This is a genomic window from uncultured Microbacterium sp. (assembly GCF_947632095.1).
Lineage (GTDB): Bacteria > Actinomycetota > Actinomycetes > Actinomycetales > Microbacteriaceae > Microbacterium.
On sequence record NZ_CANROA010000002.1, the window covers coordinates 79616 to 97034 of the forward strand.

At 68.6% G+C, this 17419-nt stretch carries 13 protein-coding genes and 1 riboswitch; of the genes, 3 read left to right on the forward strand and 10 right to left on the reverse strand.

The window, feature by feature from the left end:
* Nucleotides 1–52 precede the first annotated feature (52 nt).
* The 4 genes from Q0Z66_RS01595 to gcvT all read right to left on the reverse strand — a co-directional run bounded on the left by Q0Z66_RS01595 (nt 53) and on the right by gcvT (nt 6248).
* The gene (locus Q0Z66_RS01595; protein WP_298036919.1) at nt 53–1669 is read right to left on the reverse strand and encodes an ABC transporter substrate-binding protein; all 1617 of its coding nucleotides are present in this window, start codon (nt 1667–1669) and stop codon (nt 53–55) included.
* A 210-nt stretch (nt 1670–1879) separates the two neighbouring features.
* A complete protein-coding gene (gene gcvP / locus Q0Z66_RS01600) occupies nt 1880–4756 on the reverse strand; it encodes an aminomethyl-transferring glycine dehydrogenase (protein WP_298036923.1) in 2877 nt (958 codons plus the stop codon).
* 8 nt (nt 4757–4764) lie between these two features.
* Nucleotides 4765–5142: a glycine cleavage system protein GcvH gene (gene gcvH, locus Q0Z66_RS01605; RefSeq protein ID WP_298036925.1), complete on the reverse strand. Its 378-nt coding sequence runs from the start codon at nt 5140–5142 to the stop codon at nt 4765–4767.
* A complete protein-coding gene (gene gcvT / locus Q0Z66_RS01610; RefSeq protein ID WP_298036927.1) occupies nt 5139–6248 on the reverse strand; it encodes a glycine cleavage system aminomethyltransferase GcvT in 1110 nt (369 codons plus the stop codon). The genes gcvH and gcvT overlap by 4 nt, the downstream gene beginning before the upstream one ends.
* Nucleotides 6249–6393: 145 nt before the next feature.
* Nucleotides 6394–6490, reverse strand: a riboswitch (glycine riboswitch).
* A gap of 136 nt (nt 6491–6626) precedes the next feature.
* On the opposite strand from gcvT, the gene Q0Z66_RS01615 reads away from it, so the two are divergent.
* The 3 genes from Q0Z66_RS01615 to Q0Z66_RS01625 all read left to right on the forward strand — a co-directional run bounded on the left by Q0Z66_RS01615 (nt 6627) and on the right by Q0Z66_RS01625 (nt 9127).
* Entirely contained in the window at nt 6627–7214 is a 588-nt protein-coding gene (locus Q0Z66_RS01615) for an NUDIX domain-containing protein (protein WP_298037022.1), read from the forward strand.
* A gap of 169 nt (nt 7215–7383) precedes the next feature.
* A complete protein-coding gene (locus tag Q0Z66_RS01620) occupies nt 7384–8328 on the forward strand; it encodes a glycosyltransferase family 2 protein (RefSeq protein WP_298036928.1) in 945 nt (314 codons plus the stop codon).
* A 25-nt stretch (nt 8329–8353) separates the two neighbouring features.
* A complete protein-coding gene (locus Q0Z66_RS01625; RefSeq protein WP_298036931.1) occupies nt 8354–9127 on the forward strand; it encodes an SDR family oxidoreductase in 774 nt (257 codons plus the stop codon).
* Here the strand turns inward: Q0Z66_RS01625 and Q0Z66_RS01630 are convergent.
* The 6 genes from Q0Z66_RS01630 to Q0Z66_RS01655 all read right to left on the reverse strand — a co-directional run bounded on the left by Q0Z66_RS01630 (nt 9124) and on the right by Q0Z66_RS01655 (nt 17384).
* Nucleotides 9124–10560 (reverse strand): sulfatase, encoded by a 1437-nt coding sequence (locus tag Q0Z66_RS01630; RefSeq protein ID WP_298036933.1) that lies wholly within the window; start codon nt 10558–10560, stop codon nt 9124–9126. The two genes, Q0Z66_RS01625 and Q0Z66_RS01630, sit on opposite strands and share 4 nt — an antisense overlap.
* Before the next feature lie 84 nt (nt 10561–10644).
* Complete coding sequence (locus Q0Z66_RS01635) at nt 10645–11667, reverse strand: aliphatic sulfonate ABC transporter substrate-binding protein (protein WP_298036935.1); 1023 nt, start codon at nt 11665–11667, stop codon at nt 10645–10647.
* Between the two features lie 26 nt (nt 11668–11693).
* The gene (locus tag Q0Z66_RS01640) at nt 11694–12518 is read right to left on the reverse strand and encodes an ABC transporter ATP-binding protein (protein WP_298036937.1); all 825 of its coding nucleotides are present in this window, start codon (nt 12516–12518) and stop codon (nt 11694–11696) included.
* Nucleotides 12500–13327, reverse strand: a complete 828-nt coding sequence (locus Q0Z66_RS01645; protein ID WP_298036940.1) for an ABC transporter permease — start codon at nt 13325–13327, stop codon at nt 12500–12502. The genes Q0Z66_RS01640 and Q0Z66_RS01645 overlap by 19 nt, the downstream gene beginning before the upstream one ends.
* Nucleotides 13328–13331: 4 nt before the next feature.
* On the reverse strand, nt 13332–14594 hold the full coding sequence (locus Q0Z66_RS01650) for an ROK family transcriptional regulator (RefSeq protein ID WP_298036944.1): 1263 nt from the start codon (nt 14592–14594) through the stop codon (nt 13332–13334).
* Nucleotides 14595–14726: 132 nt separating this feature from the next.
* Nucleotides 14727–17384, reverse strand: a complete 2658-nt coding sequence (locus tag Q0Z66_RS01655; protein WP_298036947.1) for a family 20 glycosylhydrolase — start codon at nt 17382–17384, stop codon at nt 14727–14729.
* Between the last annotated feature and the right edge of the window lie 35 nt (nt 17385–17419).

Here is a 17419-nt window from a genome sequence, read left to right on the forward strand (position 1 = left end):
GTGCGAGGCGGTGACGTGCTCGCACGTCACCGCCTCGCAGAACTCATTCTATTCAGCCCTTGGTCACGTTGTAGTACAGCGGGACCGAGTTCCAGCCGAACTCGACGTTGTCGACCGTGTCAGCCCAGCCGCCCGTGACGTTGGAGTACCACAGCGGGGTGACGGGAAGGTCCTTCAGGAGGACTTCCTGCGCCTGCGCGAAGATCTGGTTCGCAGCATCCGGGTCGGTCTCGGAGATGCCCTGTGCGAGCAGCGAGTCGAACTCTTCGCTCGAGTAGTCGCCGTCGTTCGAGCCGGCGTTGGTCGCGTAGAGCGGGCCGAGGAAGTTGTACAGACCCGGGTAGTCGGCCTGCCATCCGGTGCGGAACGCGGTGGTCATCGTGCGTGCCGTGACGTCCTTGCGGAGACCGGCGAAGTCCGGGAAGGGCTCTCCCACTGCGTCGATGTCGAGCGTACCGGCGATGGAGTTGGCGACAGCGTCGACCCAGGCCTGGTGGCCGCCATCAGCGTTGTACGCGATGGCGAAGGTGCCCGACCACGGGCTGATCGCGTCGGCCTCGGCCCACAGCTCCGCAGCCTTCTCGGGGTTGTAGTCGAGGACCTCGCCGCCCTCGAGCGACTCGCTCCAGCCGTCGATGACGGGCGAGGTGAAGTCGCTCGCCGGGGTGCGGGTGCCCTGGAAGATCACCTCGGTGATCTCGGCGCGGTTGATCGCCATGGACAGCGCCTGGCGGCGCAGGATTCCCTCTTCGCCCTCGAAGTGCTCGAGGTACTCGGGGATCGTGAACGACTGGAAGATGGCGGCCGGCTGGTTGACCGAGCGCCCCTGGAGCTCTTCCTCGTAGGTGCCGAACGCGGCGTCGGGGAGCTGGTCGAGGATGTCGAGGTTACCGGCGAGGAGGTCCTGGTAGGCACCGTCCTGCGAAGCGTAGAAGACGATCTTCAGGCCGCCGTTGGCAGCCTCGCGCGGACCGTCGTAGTCGTCGTTCTTGACGAGATCGATCTGCGTGTCGTGCTGCCAGGCGCCTTCGCCGTCGAGCATGTACGGACCGTTGCCGATCGGGTTCTCGCCGAACGCCTCCATGTCGTCGAACGCGACGTCCGGCAGCGGGTAGTAGGCCGAGTAGCCCAGGCGCAGCGCGAAGTCGGAAGCCGGCTTGTTCAGCTTGATCGTGAACGTGTAGTCGTCGATCTGCTCGAGACCGGTCAGCTCACTGTCCTCGTCGTAGCTGAAGCCCTCGATGTCCTCGAAGAAGTAGCTGGAGAGCTGCGTGTTCGAGGCCAGAGCGCCGTAGTTCCAGGCCTTGATGAAGTTGTCGGCGGTGACCTCTTCACCGTCGGTGAAGGTCACGCCCTCACGGAGCTTGACGGTGAGCTCGGTCGGGGAGTCGACCGTGATCTCCTCGGCGACCTCGTTGACGACCGAACCGTCGCCCGCGTAGGAGATCAGGCCCGAGAAGATGCTGTCGAGGATCTTTCCGCCACCGACCTCGTTGGTGTTGGTCGGGATCAGCGGGTTCTGCGGCTCGTTGCCGTTCGTGCTGACGATGGCGGTGGCGTCGGCGCCGCCCGAGCCGTTGCCGGCGTCGTTCGTGGCGCAACCGGCCAGAGCAAGGCTGCCGATGCCGGCCATCGCGATGCCGGCGAGGGCGATCCTGTTTCGCTTCACTAGGTCCTCCTGTGGACATTTCAGACGCGCCCACCTTCGGGTCGCGGATGAACTGAGCGTAATCCGGGAACCCGGAACTATCCATTCGCCCCTATGAACTGTTATCGACCGGTGACTCAGCCGAAACACGCCGTCATATACGACCCCCGGAATCGACCCGGCCCGGCGTGTCATTTGACAGCGCCGGGCCGGGGCGGATTCGCACCGCGATCAGATCGCGAACGCCTCGATCGGCGGGCAGGCGCACACGAGGTTGCGGTCGCCGTAGGCCTGGTCGATGCGGCGCACCGGCGGCCAGTACTTTCCCGCGATGAGGGATGCCACGGGGTACGCAGCCTCCTCACGCGTGTAGGCGTGGGCCCACTCCCCCGCGATGAGGCTCGCCGCGGTGTGCGGGGCGTTCACCAGCGGATTGTCCTCGGCCGGCCAACGGCCGGCGGCGACGGCATCCGCCTCGGCCCTGATGAGGATCATCGCCTCGATGAACCGGTCGATCTCGCCGAGGTCCTCCGACTCCGTCGGCTCGACCATCAGCGTCCCCGGCACGGGGAACGACATGGTCGGCGCGTGGAAACCGTAGTCGATGAGGCGCTTGGCGACGTCATCGACCGTGATGCCGGTGGCCTCCTTCAGTGGACGGAGGTCCAGGATGCACTCGTGCGCGACACGGCCGTTCTCGCCCGTGTAGAGTACCGGATAGTGCTCGCCGAGCCGGGCGGCGATGTAGTTCGCCGACAGCACGGCGGCGGCCGTCGCATCCCGCAGTCCGTCCGCGCCCATCATGCGCACATACGACCACGAGATCGGCAGGATGCCGGCCGAGCCGTAGGGCGCGGCCGAGACGGGGCCTCCGGCGAACTCGTACCCGCCGGCGTGCGTCGCGCGCTGCGCGAGCGGGTGCGAGGGCAGGTGCGGCGCGAGATGCGCCTTCGCCGCCACCGGACCGATGCCCGGTCCGCCACCGCCGTGCGGGATCGCGAACGTCTTGTGCAGGTTCAGATGCGAGACGTCGCCGCCGAGGTCGCCGAAGCGCGCGTAGCCGAGGAGTGCGTTGAGGTTCGCGCCATCGACGTAGACCTGTCCTCCGGCATCGTGCACGGCCGCAGTGATCTCGACGACATCCTGCTCGTACACGCCGTGCGTGGACGGGTAGGTGATCATGAGTGCTGCGATCGCATCCGCATTCGCGGCGATCTTCGCCCGCAGGTCGTCGAGCTCGACGTTGCCGAGCTCGTCGCAGGCGACGACGACGACCTTCATACCGGCCAGTACCGCGGATGCCGCGTTCGTGCCGTGCGCGGACGACGGGATCAGACAGACGTCACGGTGCGCTTCGCCATTAGCGAGGTGGAACCCGCGGATCGCGAGGAGCCCCGCGAGCTCGCCCTGGGAACCGGCGTTCGGCTGCAGCGAGACGGCGTCGTATCCGGTGACCTCCGCCAACCAGCCCTCGAGCTGGTCGATCATCTCGAGGTATCCGGCGACGTCGGATGCCGGGGCGAACGGGTGGATCTGCGCGAACTCCGGCCAGGTGATGGAAGCCATCTCGGTGGCCGCGTTGAGCTTCATCGTGCACGAGCCCAGCGGGATCATGCCGCGGTCCAGCGCATAATCGCGGTCGGCGAGCGACTTCAGGTACCGCATCATGGCGGTCTCCGAACGATGCACGTGGAAGACCGGGTGCGTCAGGTAATCGTCCTGACGCGCGAGCGCCGGCGGCAGGGCGCTGGTGCGCGCCCGACCCACCGAAAGTGCGCCGAACGCCGACGAGGTCGCGTCGAACAGAGCCGCCACGGTCGACAGATCACCCAACGTGGTCGTCTCATCGATCGAGATGCCGACCTGATCACCTGCCACGAGGTGCAGCAGGATGCCGTGCTCCTCGTGCGCGCGCGCCACAATGGCTGCGGCATCCGCCGTGCGGACCCGAATCGTGTCGAAGAACTCCTCGTGCACGACGTCGACCTCGGCGCCGACGAGCCAGGCGCGCAGCAGAGCGGCCTTCGCGTTGACCTCGCGGGCGATGCGGCGCAGCCCATCGGGGCCGTGGTAGACCGCGTACATCGAGGCCATGACGGCCAGCAGCACCTGCGCCGTGCAGATGTTGCTCGTCGCCTTCTCACGGCGGATGTGCTGCTCACGGGTCTGCAACGACAGGCGGTAGGCCGGCTTGCCCTCGGCATCGACCGAGACGCCGACAAGGCGACCGGGCAGCTGACGCTCGAGGCCCGCTCGCACGGCCATGTACCCGGCGTGCGGGCCGCCGAAGGCCATCGGCACGCCGAAGCGCTGCGTCGTGCCGACCGCGACATCGGCGCCGAGCGAGCCCGGCGAGGCGATGAGGGTCAGTGCGAGGAGGTCGGCGGCGACGACGGCGAGAGCGCCGACGGCATGCGCCGCATCGATCACGGCCGTCGGGTCCCAGATGCGACCGGATGCCGCGGGGTACTGCACGAACACGCCGAACAGCTCGTCGGGCAGCAGTTCGCCCCCGGCGAGATCGCGCTCGACCAGCTCGATGCCCAGCGCCTCGGCGCGAGTGGCGAGCAGCGCCTTGGTCTGCGCGAGGGCATCCGCGTCGACCACGAACACCGGCGACTTCGCCTTCGACGCGCGCCGGGCCAGCAGCATCCCCTCGGCGACGGCCGTCGATTCGTCGAGCATCGACGCATTCGCCGTAGCGAGCCCGGTGAGATCGGCGACCATCGTCTGGAAGTTGATGAGCGCCTCCAGGCGCCCCTGCGAGATCTCCGGCTGGTACGGCGTGTACGCCGTGTACCACGAGGGGTTCTCGAGCACATTGCGCTGGATCACGCTCGGCGTGATCGTGCCGTAGTAGCCCTGCCCGATCATCGCGCGGTTGACGGTGTTGCGGGATGCGAAGCCGCGCAGCTCGGCGAGCGCCTCGGTCTCGCTCGCGGCGCTCGGGATGCTCGACGATGCAGCCCGGGCGGTGAAGATGGATGCCGGCACCGCGCTGCGCATGAGCGCCTCGATCGGAGCATCCCCATCGGTCGCGCCGAGGGCGGCGAGCATGGTGCGCTGCGCCTCGGCGGTGGTCCCGATATGACGGTCGGCGAAGGTCACGGGCGCGATCATCCTTCCGTCAGCGCGACGTACGCGTCGCGGTCGAGCAGCACGTCGGCCGCGCCCTCGGCGATGGCGATCTTGATGAGCCAGCCGCCCGCGAACGGCTCCGCGTTCACGAGCGAGGGGTCGTCGACGACGGCGTCGTTGACCTCGGTGACGGTGCCCGCCAGCGGCGCGTAGAGCTCGCCGACCGACTTCGTCGACTCGATCTCGCCGACGACCGAGCCGGCAGTGATCTCGGTGCCGACTGCGGGCAGCTCGACGAAGACGACGTCACCGAGCTTCTCAGCGGCGAAGTCGGTGATGCCGACGGTCGCCGATGCGCCGTCGATCGCGAGCCACTCGTGCTCCTCGGTGTACTTGAGTGCGGTGAGATCGGTCATTTCTTCCTCCGGTAGAAAGGCAGGGCGGTTGCGGTCGCGGGGATCTTGGTGCCCCGCACATCCAGGAAAAGCGCGGTTCCGTCTTCGGCGACGCCCGCGTCGACGAACGCCATCGCGATCGGGTGGCCGAGCGTGGGGCTCAGGGCACCCGAGGAGATCTCGCCGACGACGGTGCCGTCCTCGGTCACCACGGGGTAACCGGCACGTCCGGCGCGGCGCCCCTCGGCGACGAGCCCGATGAGCACACGGCCCTCCGCCCCGTTCGACTCCAGAGCGGCCTTGCCGACGAAGTCGTCCTTGTCGGATGCCACGACACGGCCGAGACCGGCCTGAGCCGGAACGATGTCGAGCGAGAGTTCATGGCCGTACAGCGGCATTCCCGCCTCGAGACGGAGCGTGTCGCGGGCGGCAAGGCCGGCGGGCACGAGGCCGTGGTCGGCGCCTGCGGCGAGGGCGGCGTCCCACAGCGCGACGGCGTCGCCAGCGCGTACGAGGAGCTCGAAGCCGTCCTCTCCGGTGTATCCGGTGCGTGCGATGATCAGCGGCTCACCGGCGAAGCGTGCCGATGCCCAGGCGTAATACTTCTGCTCACCCCACGCGACCGAGAGATCCTCGACCCCGGCGATGCCCGCGACGATCACGGCGGACGCCGGGCCCTGCACCGCGATCAGCGCGTAGTCGTCGGAGACGTCGACGACGTCGACGTCTCGTCCGCCGATGCGCTCCGGAAGCGCCTTCGCCACAGCATCCCGATTGCCCGCATTGGAGATGATGAGGAAGCTCTCCTCCCCCATCCGGTAGACGATGACGTCGTCGATGATGCCGCCGTTGTCGGCGAGGAGCAGCGAGTACTTCGCCTTGCCGATCGCCATCGTCGACAGACGCCCGGAGAGCGCGTGGTCGAGATACGAAGCGGATTCAGGACCCTCGACCGTGAACTCGGCCATGTGCGAGATGTCGAAGAGGCCTGCCGCCTCGCGCACCGCGTGATGCTCGGCGAGGTCGGAGGTGTAGCGCACCGGCATCTGCCAGCCGCCGAAATCGGTGAACGATGCGCCGAGCGCCTCATGGTGCTCACGCAGCGGGGTGTAGCGAGCCTCTGTCATGGAGTTCTCCCGGTTGGTCGGAAGGATGCCGTACGGAATGCACGGTATCCGAGAACTCCCCCTCTGTCATCGGCCTGAGAGTTTCGCCCACGAAAAAGGGGCTTTCACCGTCGGCGGATGCTTTCGCATCGCTTTTCAGAGTGGCCGGAGGCGGGCGGTACGCGGTACCTGAGAGATTGGCGGGGAGTGCTTGCTCCTTCGGTGCCCGGCTGCTTTCGCCGGAGCTCTCCCGCACGCCTCATGCGGCCGTGTTCAGTTGCCCTCTCAGCTTATAGGCTCGAGGACGTGACTTCATCGCTCGGCAGCACCGACGCGATCCGCGTCGCGGTTTCCACCGTCATCTTCTCCCTGCGCTCCTGCGCCGACGGCGATCGGCTCATGCTCCCGCTTGTACGCCGCACACGCGACCCGCACCTCGACATGTGGGCGCTACCCGGCGGATGGCTCGATCTGTCCGAGAACCTGGATGCCGCAGCATCCCGCACCCTCATCGAGACGACCGCGCTGAAGCCCAGCCACCTCGAGCAGCTGTACACGTTCGGCGATGTCGACCGTTCACCGACGCGCGTGATCTCCGTCGTCTACTGGGCAATGCTGCGCTCCGACCATGTCGATGCGCACCGCGCCGTCGCCGATGCACCCGAGAACGTGGAGTGGTTCGATGTCGATGCCCTGCCGGCGCTCGCATTCGACCACACGAGCATCGTCGAGTACGCGCTGTGGCGGCTGCGGAATAAGGTCGGGTACAGCACGATCGCGGCAGGACTGCTGCCCGACGAGTTCACGCTCACCGAATTGCGTGAAGTCTATGAAACGGTGCTCGGCCGGCGACTGGACCCCTCGAACTTCCGCCGTCTCCTCGAAGGCGCCGAAGAGCTCGTCGCCACCGATTCGTTCCGCACCGGAAAGCATCGCCCCGCCCGCCTGTACCGCCACGAGGCGCTGTCGGTGCAGTCCGATCGCTGAAGCCCTCCCCGCCCCGCCTGCACAACTCCGGAGATTTTCCGCAGATCCGCGATTTCGCGGCACCAGAACCGGCGCAGCGGCTGTTCCTCCTGAGTTGTGCAAGGCAGAGGCCTCACGCGGAGCTGGCACTGCCCGCCCGCCCGATCTCGGCCGCGCCTAGACTCGAGGGGTGCCCTCCCCGATCGTCACGCTCATCGTCCCCGGCCGCGACATCGAGGCGTACGCTCCCGCCGCGATCGCCTCCCTGCAGGCGCAGACCGCGACCCGTTGGCGGGCGATCCTCGTCGATGACGGGTCGCTCGATGCCACCGGCGACATCTTCCGCGACGCGGCGAGCGCCGACACCCGGTTCGCCGTCCTCGAGCACACCGAGCCCCGCGGCCTGGGCGCCGCTCGCAACGCCGCCCTCGACCGGGTCGACACCGAGTACCTCGGATTCCTCGACGGTGACGACGAGCTGACCCCGACCGCGCTCGAGCGCCTCACCGGCACGCTCTCCTCCACCGGCAGCGACTTCGTCGCCGGCTCCTATGTGCGTCTGCGGCCGAACGAAGACGGCTCCTACTCCCCCGGTCGGGTGCAGCCGTGGACCGCCGCGGCCACCGACCCGCAGCGGCTCGGCACGACGATCCACGATCACCCCGCGGCATCAGCCAATGTCGTCGCCTGGTCGAAGGTGAGCCGCACCGGTTTCTGGGGCGATGAGCGCTTCCCCGAGGACGTCGCCTACGAGGATCAGATCGTCGCGCAGCGCATGTACACCCGCGCCCATGCATTCGACGTCATCCCGGATGTCGTCGTGCACTGGCGCTTGCGCGCCGAGGGGACCTCGATCACGCAGACGAAGTCGCAGCTGCCGGTGCTGCGCGACTATCTCGCGGCGCTCCGCGGCGGCATCCGCATCCTTCAACGGGCGGGGGCGCACGCCGCGGTGACCGCGAGGCTCGATCTCATCCTCGCCATGGACATGGCGCCGCTCCAGGAGATCGCCGCCGTCCACCCCGACCCCGCCTACGCCGCGGAGGTCCAGGCGTTCCTCGATGAACTGCGCGCACTCCCCGAGTTCCGGGACGCCCGCCCCGACCCCGATCTGGCCGCGGCGCTCAGCTGGTGACGCCCGCAGTCTCGAAGGAGATCCCGTGAACGCATACCTCGAATCCCTCTTCTCCCTGACCGGCCGCACGGCCATCGTGACCGGAGGCAGCTCCGGCATCGGCCGCGGCATCGCCGCAGCCCTCGCCCGCGCCGGAGCATCCGTCGTCATCGTCGCCCGCGGTCGCGACCGCGTCGACGAGACGGTCGCCTCGCTCACCGCGGAAGGATGCCGCGTCGCCGGCGTCCTCGGCGATCTCAGCACCCGCGACGGCATCCGGGCGCTCGCCGAGGACGCGACCGTCGCGTTCGGCGATCCCGACATCGTCGTGCACTCCGCCGGCATCAACATCCGACCGGCCTACGCCGAGATCACCGAGAACGACTGGGATGCCACGATGACGGTGAACGCACTGGCGCCGTTCCTGCTCGGGCAGCGCTACGGCACCGGAATGGTCGAGCGCGGGTACGGCCGGATCATCCACATCAGTTCGCAGCAGGCCCACCGCGCATTCGTGAGCAGCGGTGTCTACGGCGTCTCGAAGGGCGCGATCGAATCCCTCGTGCGCTCGGAGGCCGAGGCATGGGGCGGCACCGGGGTGACGAGCAACGCGCTCGTGCCCGGATTCGTCCTCACCCCGCTGAACGCCCGTCTGCAGCAGGACCCGCAGAAGGTCTCCGAGCTCGCCGAGCGCACCATGATCGGCCGCAACGGCCTGCCCGACGACTTCGCCGGCGCCGCGGTGTTCCTCGCGGGCGCCGGCTCGTCGTACGTCACCGGCCAGTCGCTGTTCGTCGACGGCGGCCTCTCCGTGCACTAGCCGGGCAGCCCCGCGGGCACCGGCTGCGAGTGGTGCGGGGTGTCGCCGAGCGAGGCCTGCAGCTGCCAGAGCTGGACTTTCAGCTGTTCACGGATCTCGGCGTACGCCGGGGCGAGGTACACGTTGTTCAGCTCTTCGGGGTCGGCCTCGAGGTCGTACATCTCCCACTCCGGCGGGTAGGTGTGCGGCGATGACCCGGGCAGGCCGAGTCCGTCGTTGTAGAAGTAGATGAGCTTGTAGCGCTCGGTGCGGATGCCGTAGTGCGCGAGCGCGTGGTGGTCGATGTCGTCGTTCTCGAAGTAGCGGTAGTACATCGCCTCGCGGGTGGGCTCGTCCGGGGCATCCGTCAGCTGCGGAACGATGCTGACGCCCTGCATCCGCTCGACCGGCTCGACGCCGGCGAAGTCGAGGATCGTCTGGGCGAAGTCGACGTTGGTGACGATCTGCTCGACCGGCTCCCGACGGGCGGGGATCCGGTTCGGGTAGCTCATCACGAGCGGCATGCGCAGCGACTCGTCGTACATGAAACGCTTGTCGAACCAGCCGTGGTCGCCGAGGAAGAACCCCTGGTCGGAGGTGTACATGAGCAGGGTGTCGTCGAAGACGTCCTTCTCGCGCAGATAGTCGATGACACGGCCGACGTTGTCGTCGACGGATGCCACGCACGCGAGGTAGTCCTCCATGTACCGCTGGTACTTCCAGACGGCGGCCTGCTCGTAGGTGAGCCCCTCGGGAGGGGCGACCTTCAGATCGGTGAGGGTGAGGTGGTCGGCGATGCGCATGGCGGCGCGGTGGGCGGCCGATGAACGGGTCGAGTAGTCGTCCTCGAAGGTCGCCGGAAGCGGGATCGGGTCGCTGTACATGCCCTGGTGCTTCTCGTCGGGCTGCCAGGGGCGGTGCGGGGCCTTGTGGTGCAGCAGCAGGCACCAGGGCTCGTCGCCCGGCTGCTCGTCGAGCCACTTCAGGGCGAGGTCGGTGAGCACATCGGTGGCGTAGCCCTCCTCGATTCGCAGGCCGTCTGCGGAAAGGATCTGCGGGTCGAAGTACTCGCCCTGGTTGATGAGCACCTCCCAGTGGTCGAAGCCTTGCGGGTCGTGCCCCTCGCCCTCGCCCATGTGCCATTTGCCGATGATCGCGGTGCGGTATCCGGCCGCGCCGAGCTGCGAGATGAACGTCGGCTGCGAGGCGTCGATCGGGGTGTGCAGCGTCGTCACGCCGTTAATGTGACTGTACGTGCCGGTGAGGATCGACGCGCGGCTCGGCGTGCACAGCGCGTTCGTGCAGAAGCAGTTGTCCAGGCGCACGCCGTTCTCGGCAATCTCATCGATGCGGGGCGTGGAGTTCACCGCCGACCCGTACGCGCTGATGGCGTGGGAGGCATGGTCGTCGGTGAGGATCAGGACGATGTTCGGGCGGCGTGGTGCAGTGGTCATACGGCTCATTCGTTGTGTTTCAGAGAGGGGTTCCCGGCCCGGCGCGGTCGATCGCATCGGGCCGGGGTGTCGGCGCGGTGGCCGTTACTTGCCGGCGGCGACGAATGCGTCGCCGAGGTAGTAGCTCGAGACGGGTTCGGCCTGCTGGAGCTTGCCCGCCGACACGAAGTAGTCGTTCAGGCTCGTCAACCAGGTCTCGACGGTGCCGTCCTCAGTGTACGAGTCGAGCTCGGCGGAGGTCAGGTACTTGGCGTTGGCGGCATCGGTGGCGAAGGCCGCTTCATCGCCCTTGAGCATCGCTGCGGTGAGCGAAACGGCTTCGTCAAGGTTCTCCACGCGGTAGTCCATCGCCTCGCGCAGCACGGCGATGACGGCTTCCGTGGCCTCGGGGTGCTCCTCGGTGAAGGCGGGGTTCGCCACGATCGCGCTCGTGAAGGCGACCTCGTCGGCGAAGTCCTCGTTCGAGGCGAGGATCTCCAGGTCGGGAACCTGGCCCTGGATGGTGTCGATGAGCGGGAACCAGATGCCCGCGGCATCCACCTGTCCCGAGGCGAACGCCGAGACGGCGGTGGCGGGATCCATCGCGACCTTCTCGACGTCGTCGATCGTGAGTCCCTCCCTCTTGAGCGCCATCGTCAGGATCATGTCGCCGGAGGTCCCCTCGGGAACCGCGACCTTCTTGCCCTTGAGGTCGGCGATGGAGGTGATGCCCGGCTGGGCGATGACACGGTCGGCGTCGCCCAGACTGTTGATCATCGCGACCTGCGCCTCGCCGGATGCCGGCAACCACATGGCCCCGGATCCGATGTAGCCGAAGTCGAGGTCGTTCGTGCCCAGCGCGGTGATCTGCAGCGGGCCGTTGGTGAAGACCGATTCCTTCACGTCGAGGCCGTGCTCCTCCCAGAGGCCGAGCTCATCGGCGATGGCGAGCAGGCTCGCACCGTTGAAGTCCGCGATGTATCCCATGCGGATCGTGGGGTGATCCGATCCGGCGTCATCGCCGCTCGTGCCGTTGGCGCCGCTGGACGAGCACCCGGACAGGGCGATCGCGCCTGCCGAGATGAGTGCCGCAATGGCGACGATGCGACTGCGCTTGTTCGTGATCATGATGGTGTTCCTCGTGGTCGGGGCCGTCAGACGACGGCGGCTGGGGCCCGGTGGCCGGGGGTCTGGTGGTAGACGGCGTTCCATACCCGGTTTCGCAGCTCGGCGAACTCGGGGCTCAGGCGCATCTGCTCGGTGCGCGGGTACGGCAGGTCGACGTCGATGATCTCGTAGATGCGCCCAGGGCGCGCCGCCATCACCACGACGCGGTTGGCGAGGAATACCGCCTCGTCGACGTCGTGGGTGATGAACATGACCGTTCGCTTCTCCTGACTCCAGGTCTGCAGCAGCTGCTCCTGCAGCTTCACCCGTGTCAGGGCGTCGAGCGCGCCGAAGGGCTCGTCCATGAGCAGGATGCTCGGGTCCATCGCATAGGCGCGGGCGATGGCGCAGCGCTGCTTCATGCCACCGGAGAGCATCTTCGGCAGGGCGTCGGCGAAGTCGCCGAGGCCGACCATGTCGATGAAGTGCTGGGCTTTCGCTCGGCGCTCGGCGGCGGGCATCCCCGCCGTCTTCAACCCGAACTCGACGTTCTTGCGCACGGTGAGCCACGGGAACAGTGCGTACTGCTGGAAGATCACACCGCGGTCGGGGCCGGGGCCGGTGACCGCCCTCCCGTCGACGAGGGCCTCGCCGGCGGTGGGTGTGTCGAGGCCGGCGAGGATGTTCATCAGGGTCGACTTGCCGCAGCCGGAGGGTCCGACGACGGTGATGAACTCGTTGTCCGCGACATCGAGGTCGACGCCGTCGAGGGCGACGAAGCTCTCGCCCTTGAGGTCGAAGGTCTTGGTGATCCCGCGCACGCTGATGCGGGGGTCGGTCGTCGTGCGGTTCATCATCGGCGCTCCTGCCATGAGGTCAGTTTGCGTTCGGCCAGCAGCAGCAGCCGATCCATCACGAGGCCGAGCACACCGATGACGATGAGCCCGACGAAGATCGTGTCGATCTGGTAGTACAGCTGGGCCTGCTGCATCCGGTATCCGAGGCCCTGCTGGGCGGCGATGAGCTCGGCGGCGACGAGCGTGGCCCAGCTCGCCCCGAGGCCGACGCGCATGCCGACGAGGATGAAGGGCACGGATGCCGGGACGATGACCCGCAGGAAGATCGCGCCGTCCTTCGCGCCGAGCACGCGTGCCGCATTGATGAGGGTGCGGTCGACATTGACGACGCCTTGGAATGTGGAGATGACGCAGGCGAAGAACGCCGCGAGGAAGATCACGAGGATCTTCGGCTCTTCGCCGATGCCGAGCAGCACGATCGCCAGCGGGATGATCGCCAGCGGCGGGATCGTGCGGAAGAACTGGATCCACGGCTCGATGAGGGCCCGCGCGGTGACGTACCAGCCCATGAGGAACCCGACGGGGATGGCGACGGCGGTGCCGAGGGCGAAGCCGATGAGCACGCGGGTGAGGCTGGCTGCGAGGTCGGCGAGCAGCGTGCCGTCCGAAGTGAGTGTCCAGGCGCGCTCGGCGACCTCGGGCGGTGTCGGCAGGCGGAAGCCGAGCAGCGCCAGCATCCACCAGATGCCGATCCCGAGCAGGATACTCACGGTGCTCAGCAGCATCGTGCGGGTTCGCCCGGACCTGCCGCCGGCGCGGGCCTTGCGGCGTTCGGCGACGGCCAGCGTCGCCGTCGCCGTCTCAGGAGGTGCTGTGGTGGTCACCTTTTCATCCGTTCGTTCCGGAGCGCCGGGCGCTCGTTGTCGTGCGTTCACCGCTGGGCGCGGTGGACGCGGCGAGGTCCTGCGGGTAGCCGCTCAGCAGCGGCGTGCGGCGCAGGAGCGCGACGATGCCGCCGATCGCCCCGCCCTCGTCGCCGAGCTCCGTGCGCCGCACGCGCGGCCCGTATGACCCCACGGGGAGCAGCTCATAGGCGACGGTCTCGGCGATCTGCTCGATGAGGGTGTCGGAGATCATCGCGACCTCTCCGCCGATGACGATCTCGGCAGGGTTCACGGCGATCGCGAGTCCGCCGAGCACCTCGCCGACCGCGGCTCCGGTCTCACGGATGACGCGCAGCACGATCGGGTCGCCCTTTTCTGCCGCGGCCCGCACCTCGTCGAGAGAGGCGACCGGCACGTCGGCCTCCCGGCAGCGCCGCAGGAGCGCGTCGATCGATGCGATCGTCTCGAGACAGCCGCGCTTGCCGCACCGGCACTCGGTGCTGATGCCGCCGACGCGGGTATGCCCGAATTCCCCGGCGATGCGGGTGCTCCCCGAGACGAGCCTGCCGTCGATGACGAGGCCCCCGCCGATGCCGAAGGAGAGCCGGATGTAGAGCAGGTCGTCGACGCCGTCGCGGGTGTGCCAGGTCGCTTCGGCGAGGGCGGCGAGGCGTGTGTTGTTGTCGAGGAGCACATCGGCTCCATAGCGTTCAGCGAAGGCGGAGCGCACGCGCTGCGCATCGGCTCGCCGCGCCTCGTCGGCGGACTGTTCGGCCGGCCGGGGCAGGCGGGAGGAGAACGGGCCGGGCAGGCCGACGGCGATGCCGCGGACGCTGTCGACGTTGATGCCCGCGGAGGCGCTCATCGCGTCGACGAGCTCGAAAGCGGTGCGGATGCGGTCGTCCCAGGTGGATTCGCTGGCATAGGCGGCCGTGTCGGAGGCGATGAGCTCGCGGGCGGCGTTGGCGACGGCGACCCGCACGAGGCTGTGCCGGAAGTCGATTCCCACGTACTGCCCCGCGCTGGGGTCAAGGCGCAGTCGCTCCGCCGGGCGGCCGCGGCCGACGATCGGGCCGCGCGGCGGCAGTGTGGAGATGACCTCGCGCTCGAGCAGGCTCGCGGTGATCTCGGAGAGCGTGGTGCGCGAGAGTCCGATCTGGGCGGAGAGCTCCGCCCGGGTGAGCGCGCCGTGCTCGCGCAGGGCCTGCAGGACCCTGTCCTCATGAGTTCGACGCACCAGCGCGTGCACTCCGGTGGGGGTCAACATGACACCACGGTAGAAGCCCGTATTTTTTCCAACAACCCGCCGACATAAATATGACGGAAAAATGTCGAACTGTCCGCAGATGCAGGAGGGAGCGCCGGGATCACCGGCACTCCCCCTCTCCGCAACCCGTTGTCAGCGCATCGCGCGCGTCCTCCGCAGAACCACGAGCCCGCCGCCTGCCGCGAGCAGGAGCACGGCGAGGGCCGCCACGGCTCCCGCGCCGTCGTACCCCGTCGCGGCGAGCGCACCGCCACCACCGGCTGCACCGCCGCCCGCTGAGGCACCACCACCGCCACCGCCGCCGGGGTTCGTCTCCTCCCCCACTCCGGGCCCTTCGGCGCCGACCTCATCATCTCCGGCGCCTCCGTCCTCAGCGGCGACCCTCACGGAGACTGCCGAGACCGCAACCGGCTCTCCCGCGATGACGACCTCGAGCTGCGCGGTGTAGACACCGGGCTCGGTCAGCTCGCGCGAGGTCGTCGCCGAGGACCGGGCTCCGAGCGTCATGGCCGCGATGTCGCTCACGCCCTCGGTGTCGAACACGATCTCGTCGACGACGCCATCGCTCCAGGTCACCGTGCCGGTGACCTCGGCGGTTGTGCGGCGCGGAGCGGCCACCACCCAGTCGATCCGGGTCTCCTCACCCGGTTCCGCGGCGAGCGCCCGTGCCCCCGGTCCCGCACCGCCGACGGTTGCCGCGGCATCCGCCGACCAGGCCACGGTCGCCGTCGGGAAGAAGTTCACACCCTCGATCGCCAAGCGCGGCCCGATATCGGCGACGCGCTGCACGAAGTCCGCGGTGTCCTTTCCCGCTTGGGGCGTCCACCCGGTCTCGGCGACCGCGAGAAGGCGGGGGAAGCTGAAGAACTCCGCCTGGTCGACGCCGCGGATGAACTCGCCCCAGAACGCGCCCTCGACCCCGAGCACGGCGTCCTCGCCGACGCCGGAGATCTGCGCCGCCGGGTTCCACGAGTAGGCGTTCTCGAGGGTGCATGCACCACCGCACGCCCACGTCCCGCCGTTGGGCTGAGCCATGTCCTGCTTCTGCGGGAAGTAGGTGCGGTTCGCCGGCGAGAGGATCACCCGCGCGCCCTGGTCGCGCACCGCGGCGGCGACGTTCGCACCGGCGCCGTTCCAGTACTGCACGACCGCATCGCCGTCGGGAAGATCGGTGCCGGCGTACTCGTTCCAGCCGATCACCGTCTTTCCGAGAGAGGCGACCGCGGCGTTGGCGAAGTCGACCATGCGCGTGTAATCGGCCGTGCTCGTCGAGTGCGCCTCATCGCCGCCGATGTGCAGATACTGTCCCGGTGTGAGCTCGGCGAGCTGGGTGAGCACCTCGGTGATGAACTCGTAGGTGGCATCGTTCCCGGCATCCAGGCTCGACTCCCCGACGTTGCCGGAGCCCTGCGCCGGCACCGTGTCCGCCCCCGGCGCCGGCTGCGGCGTGGAGCCGGCAGAGTTCAGCTGAGGGATCGCGTGCAGCGCGGCGTTCGTGTGACCGGGCATGTCGATCTCCGGGACGACCGTCATTCCGTTGGCGGCCGCGTACTCGACGATCTCGGTGTAATCGGCCTTCGTGTAGAAGCCGGTGCGCCCCAGCTCCGTGCCCATGAGGTCGCCGGCGTCGTTGTACGTCATCGCCGTCGCACCGCTCACCTCTGTGAGCAGGCCGTAGTCGATGCCCGACGGGTTCTGCCCGGGAGTGTCCATGACGAGCCGCCAGCCCTGATCATCGGTGAGATGCAGGTGCAGCCGGTTGAGCTTCAGCGGCGACGCCGCATCGACGAACTCCTTCACCTCGGCGACCGTGTAGAAGCTGCGGGCGGTATCGACCATGAACCCGCGGTACTCGAATCGCGGGTAGTCGGAGATCTCGACGTGCGGGACTCGCCAGTCGACCGCCATTGGTTCGTCCGCCCCGGCCCACGCCGGCAGCAGCTGGCGGAGCGTCTGGACGGCGTTGATCGCACCGGCGGCCGTGTCCGCGCCGATCCGGATGCCGGTGGCGTCGACGTCGAGCGCGTACCCCTCATCCGCGTGCCCGGCCGGTGCTTCCCCGGGCGCGACGACGATCTCGATCGCGGCATCCGCCGCGGCCGCGTCGATCGGCAGCTCGAACCCGGTCGAGGGCCGCAGCACGCCCGCGAGCAGCTCCGCGGCGGCGAGCGCATCGCCGGATGCTGAGATCGCGGCTTCCGCGCCGAGCAGGTATTCGCCTTCGCCCTCGATGAGCGAGACCGGTGCGGGGATGAGCGCAAGCGAGGGTTCGGGCTCGGGCGGCGCGGCGTCCCACACGCGCATCTCCGAGATCGAGAAGCCGTACGCCGCCCATCGCTGTGCACCCTGCATGCGCAGGTAGGACACGGGCTCCGCGACGTCGACCTCGATCGCGTCCGTGCGGGGGCACGTGCTCTGGCCGCTCCGCTGCGCGACCGTCGTCCAGTTCTCCCCGTCGGTCGAGGTCTGCAGCGAGAATGCGCGGGCGCACGCGTTCGGCCAGTCGATCTCGACCGTGTGCACCGGTGTCGGCTCGGCGAAGGCCAGCTGCAGCCATTCGGCATCGGTGTACTTCGACGACCACCGCGTCGACGAGTCGCCGTCGATCGCGAAGCGGGCGGCGAAGTCGGCCCGGTCGAGCTCAACCGATGACGCGGTCGCTGTGGCGGCGCGGGCGGCGTCGGTCGGAACCGCGGTCGCATCGGGCGCTGCGGTCGCGACGGCCGGCAGCGAAGCCGCCCCCAGCGCGCACAGTGCCACGATCAGTGCAGCGGATCGGATACGGGGCATGGATCCTCCTGGACGAGGGCGCGCACGCTCCGATG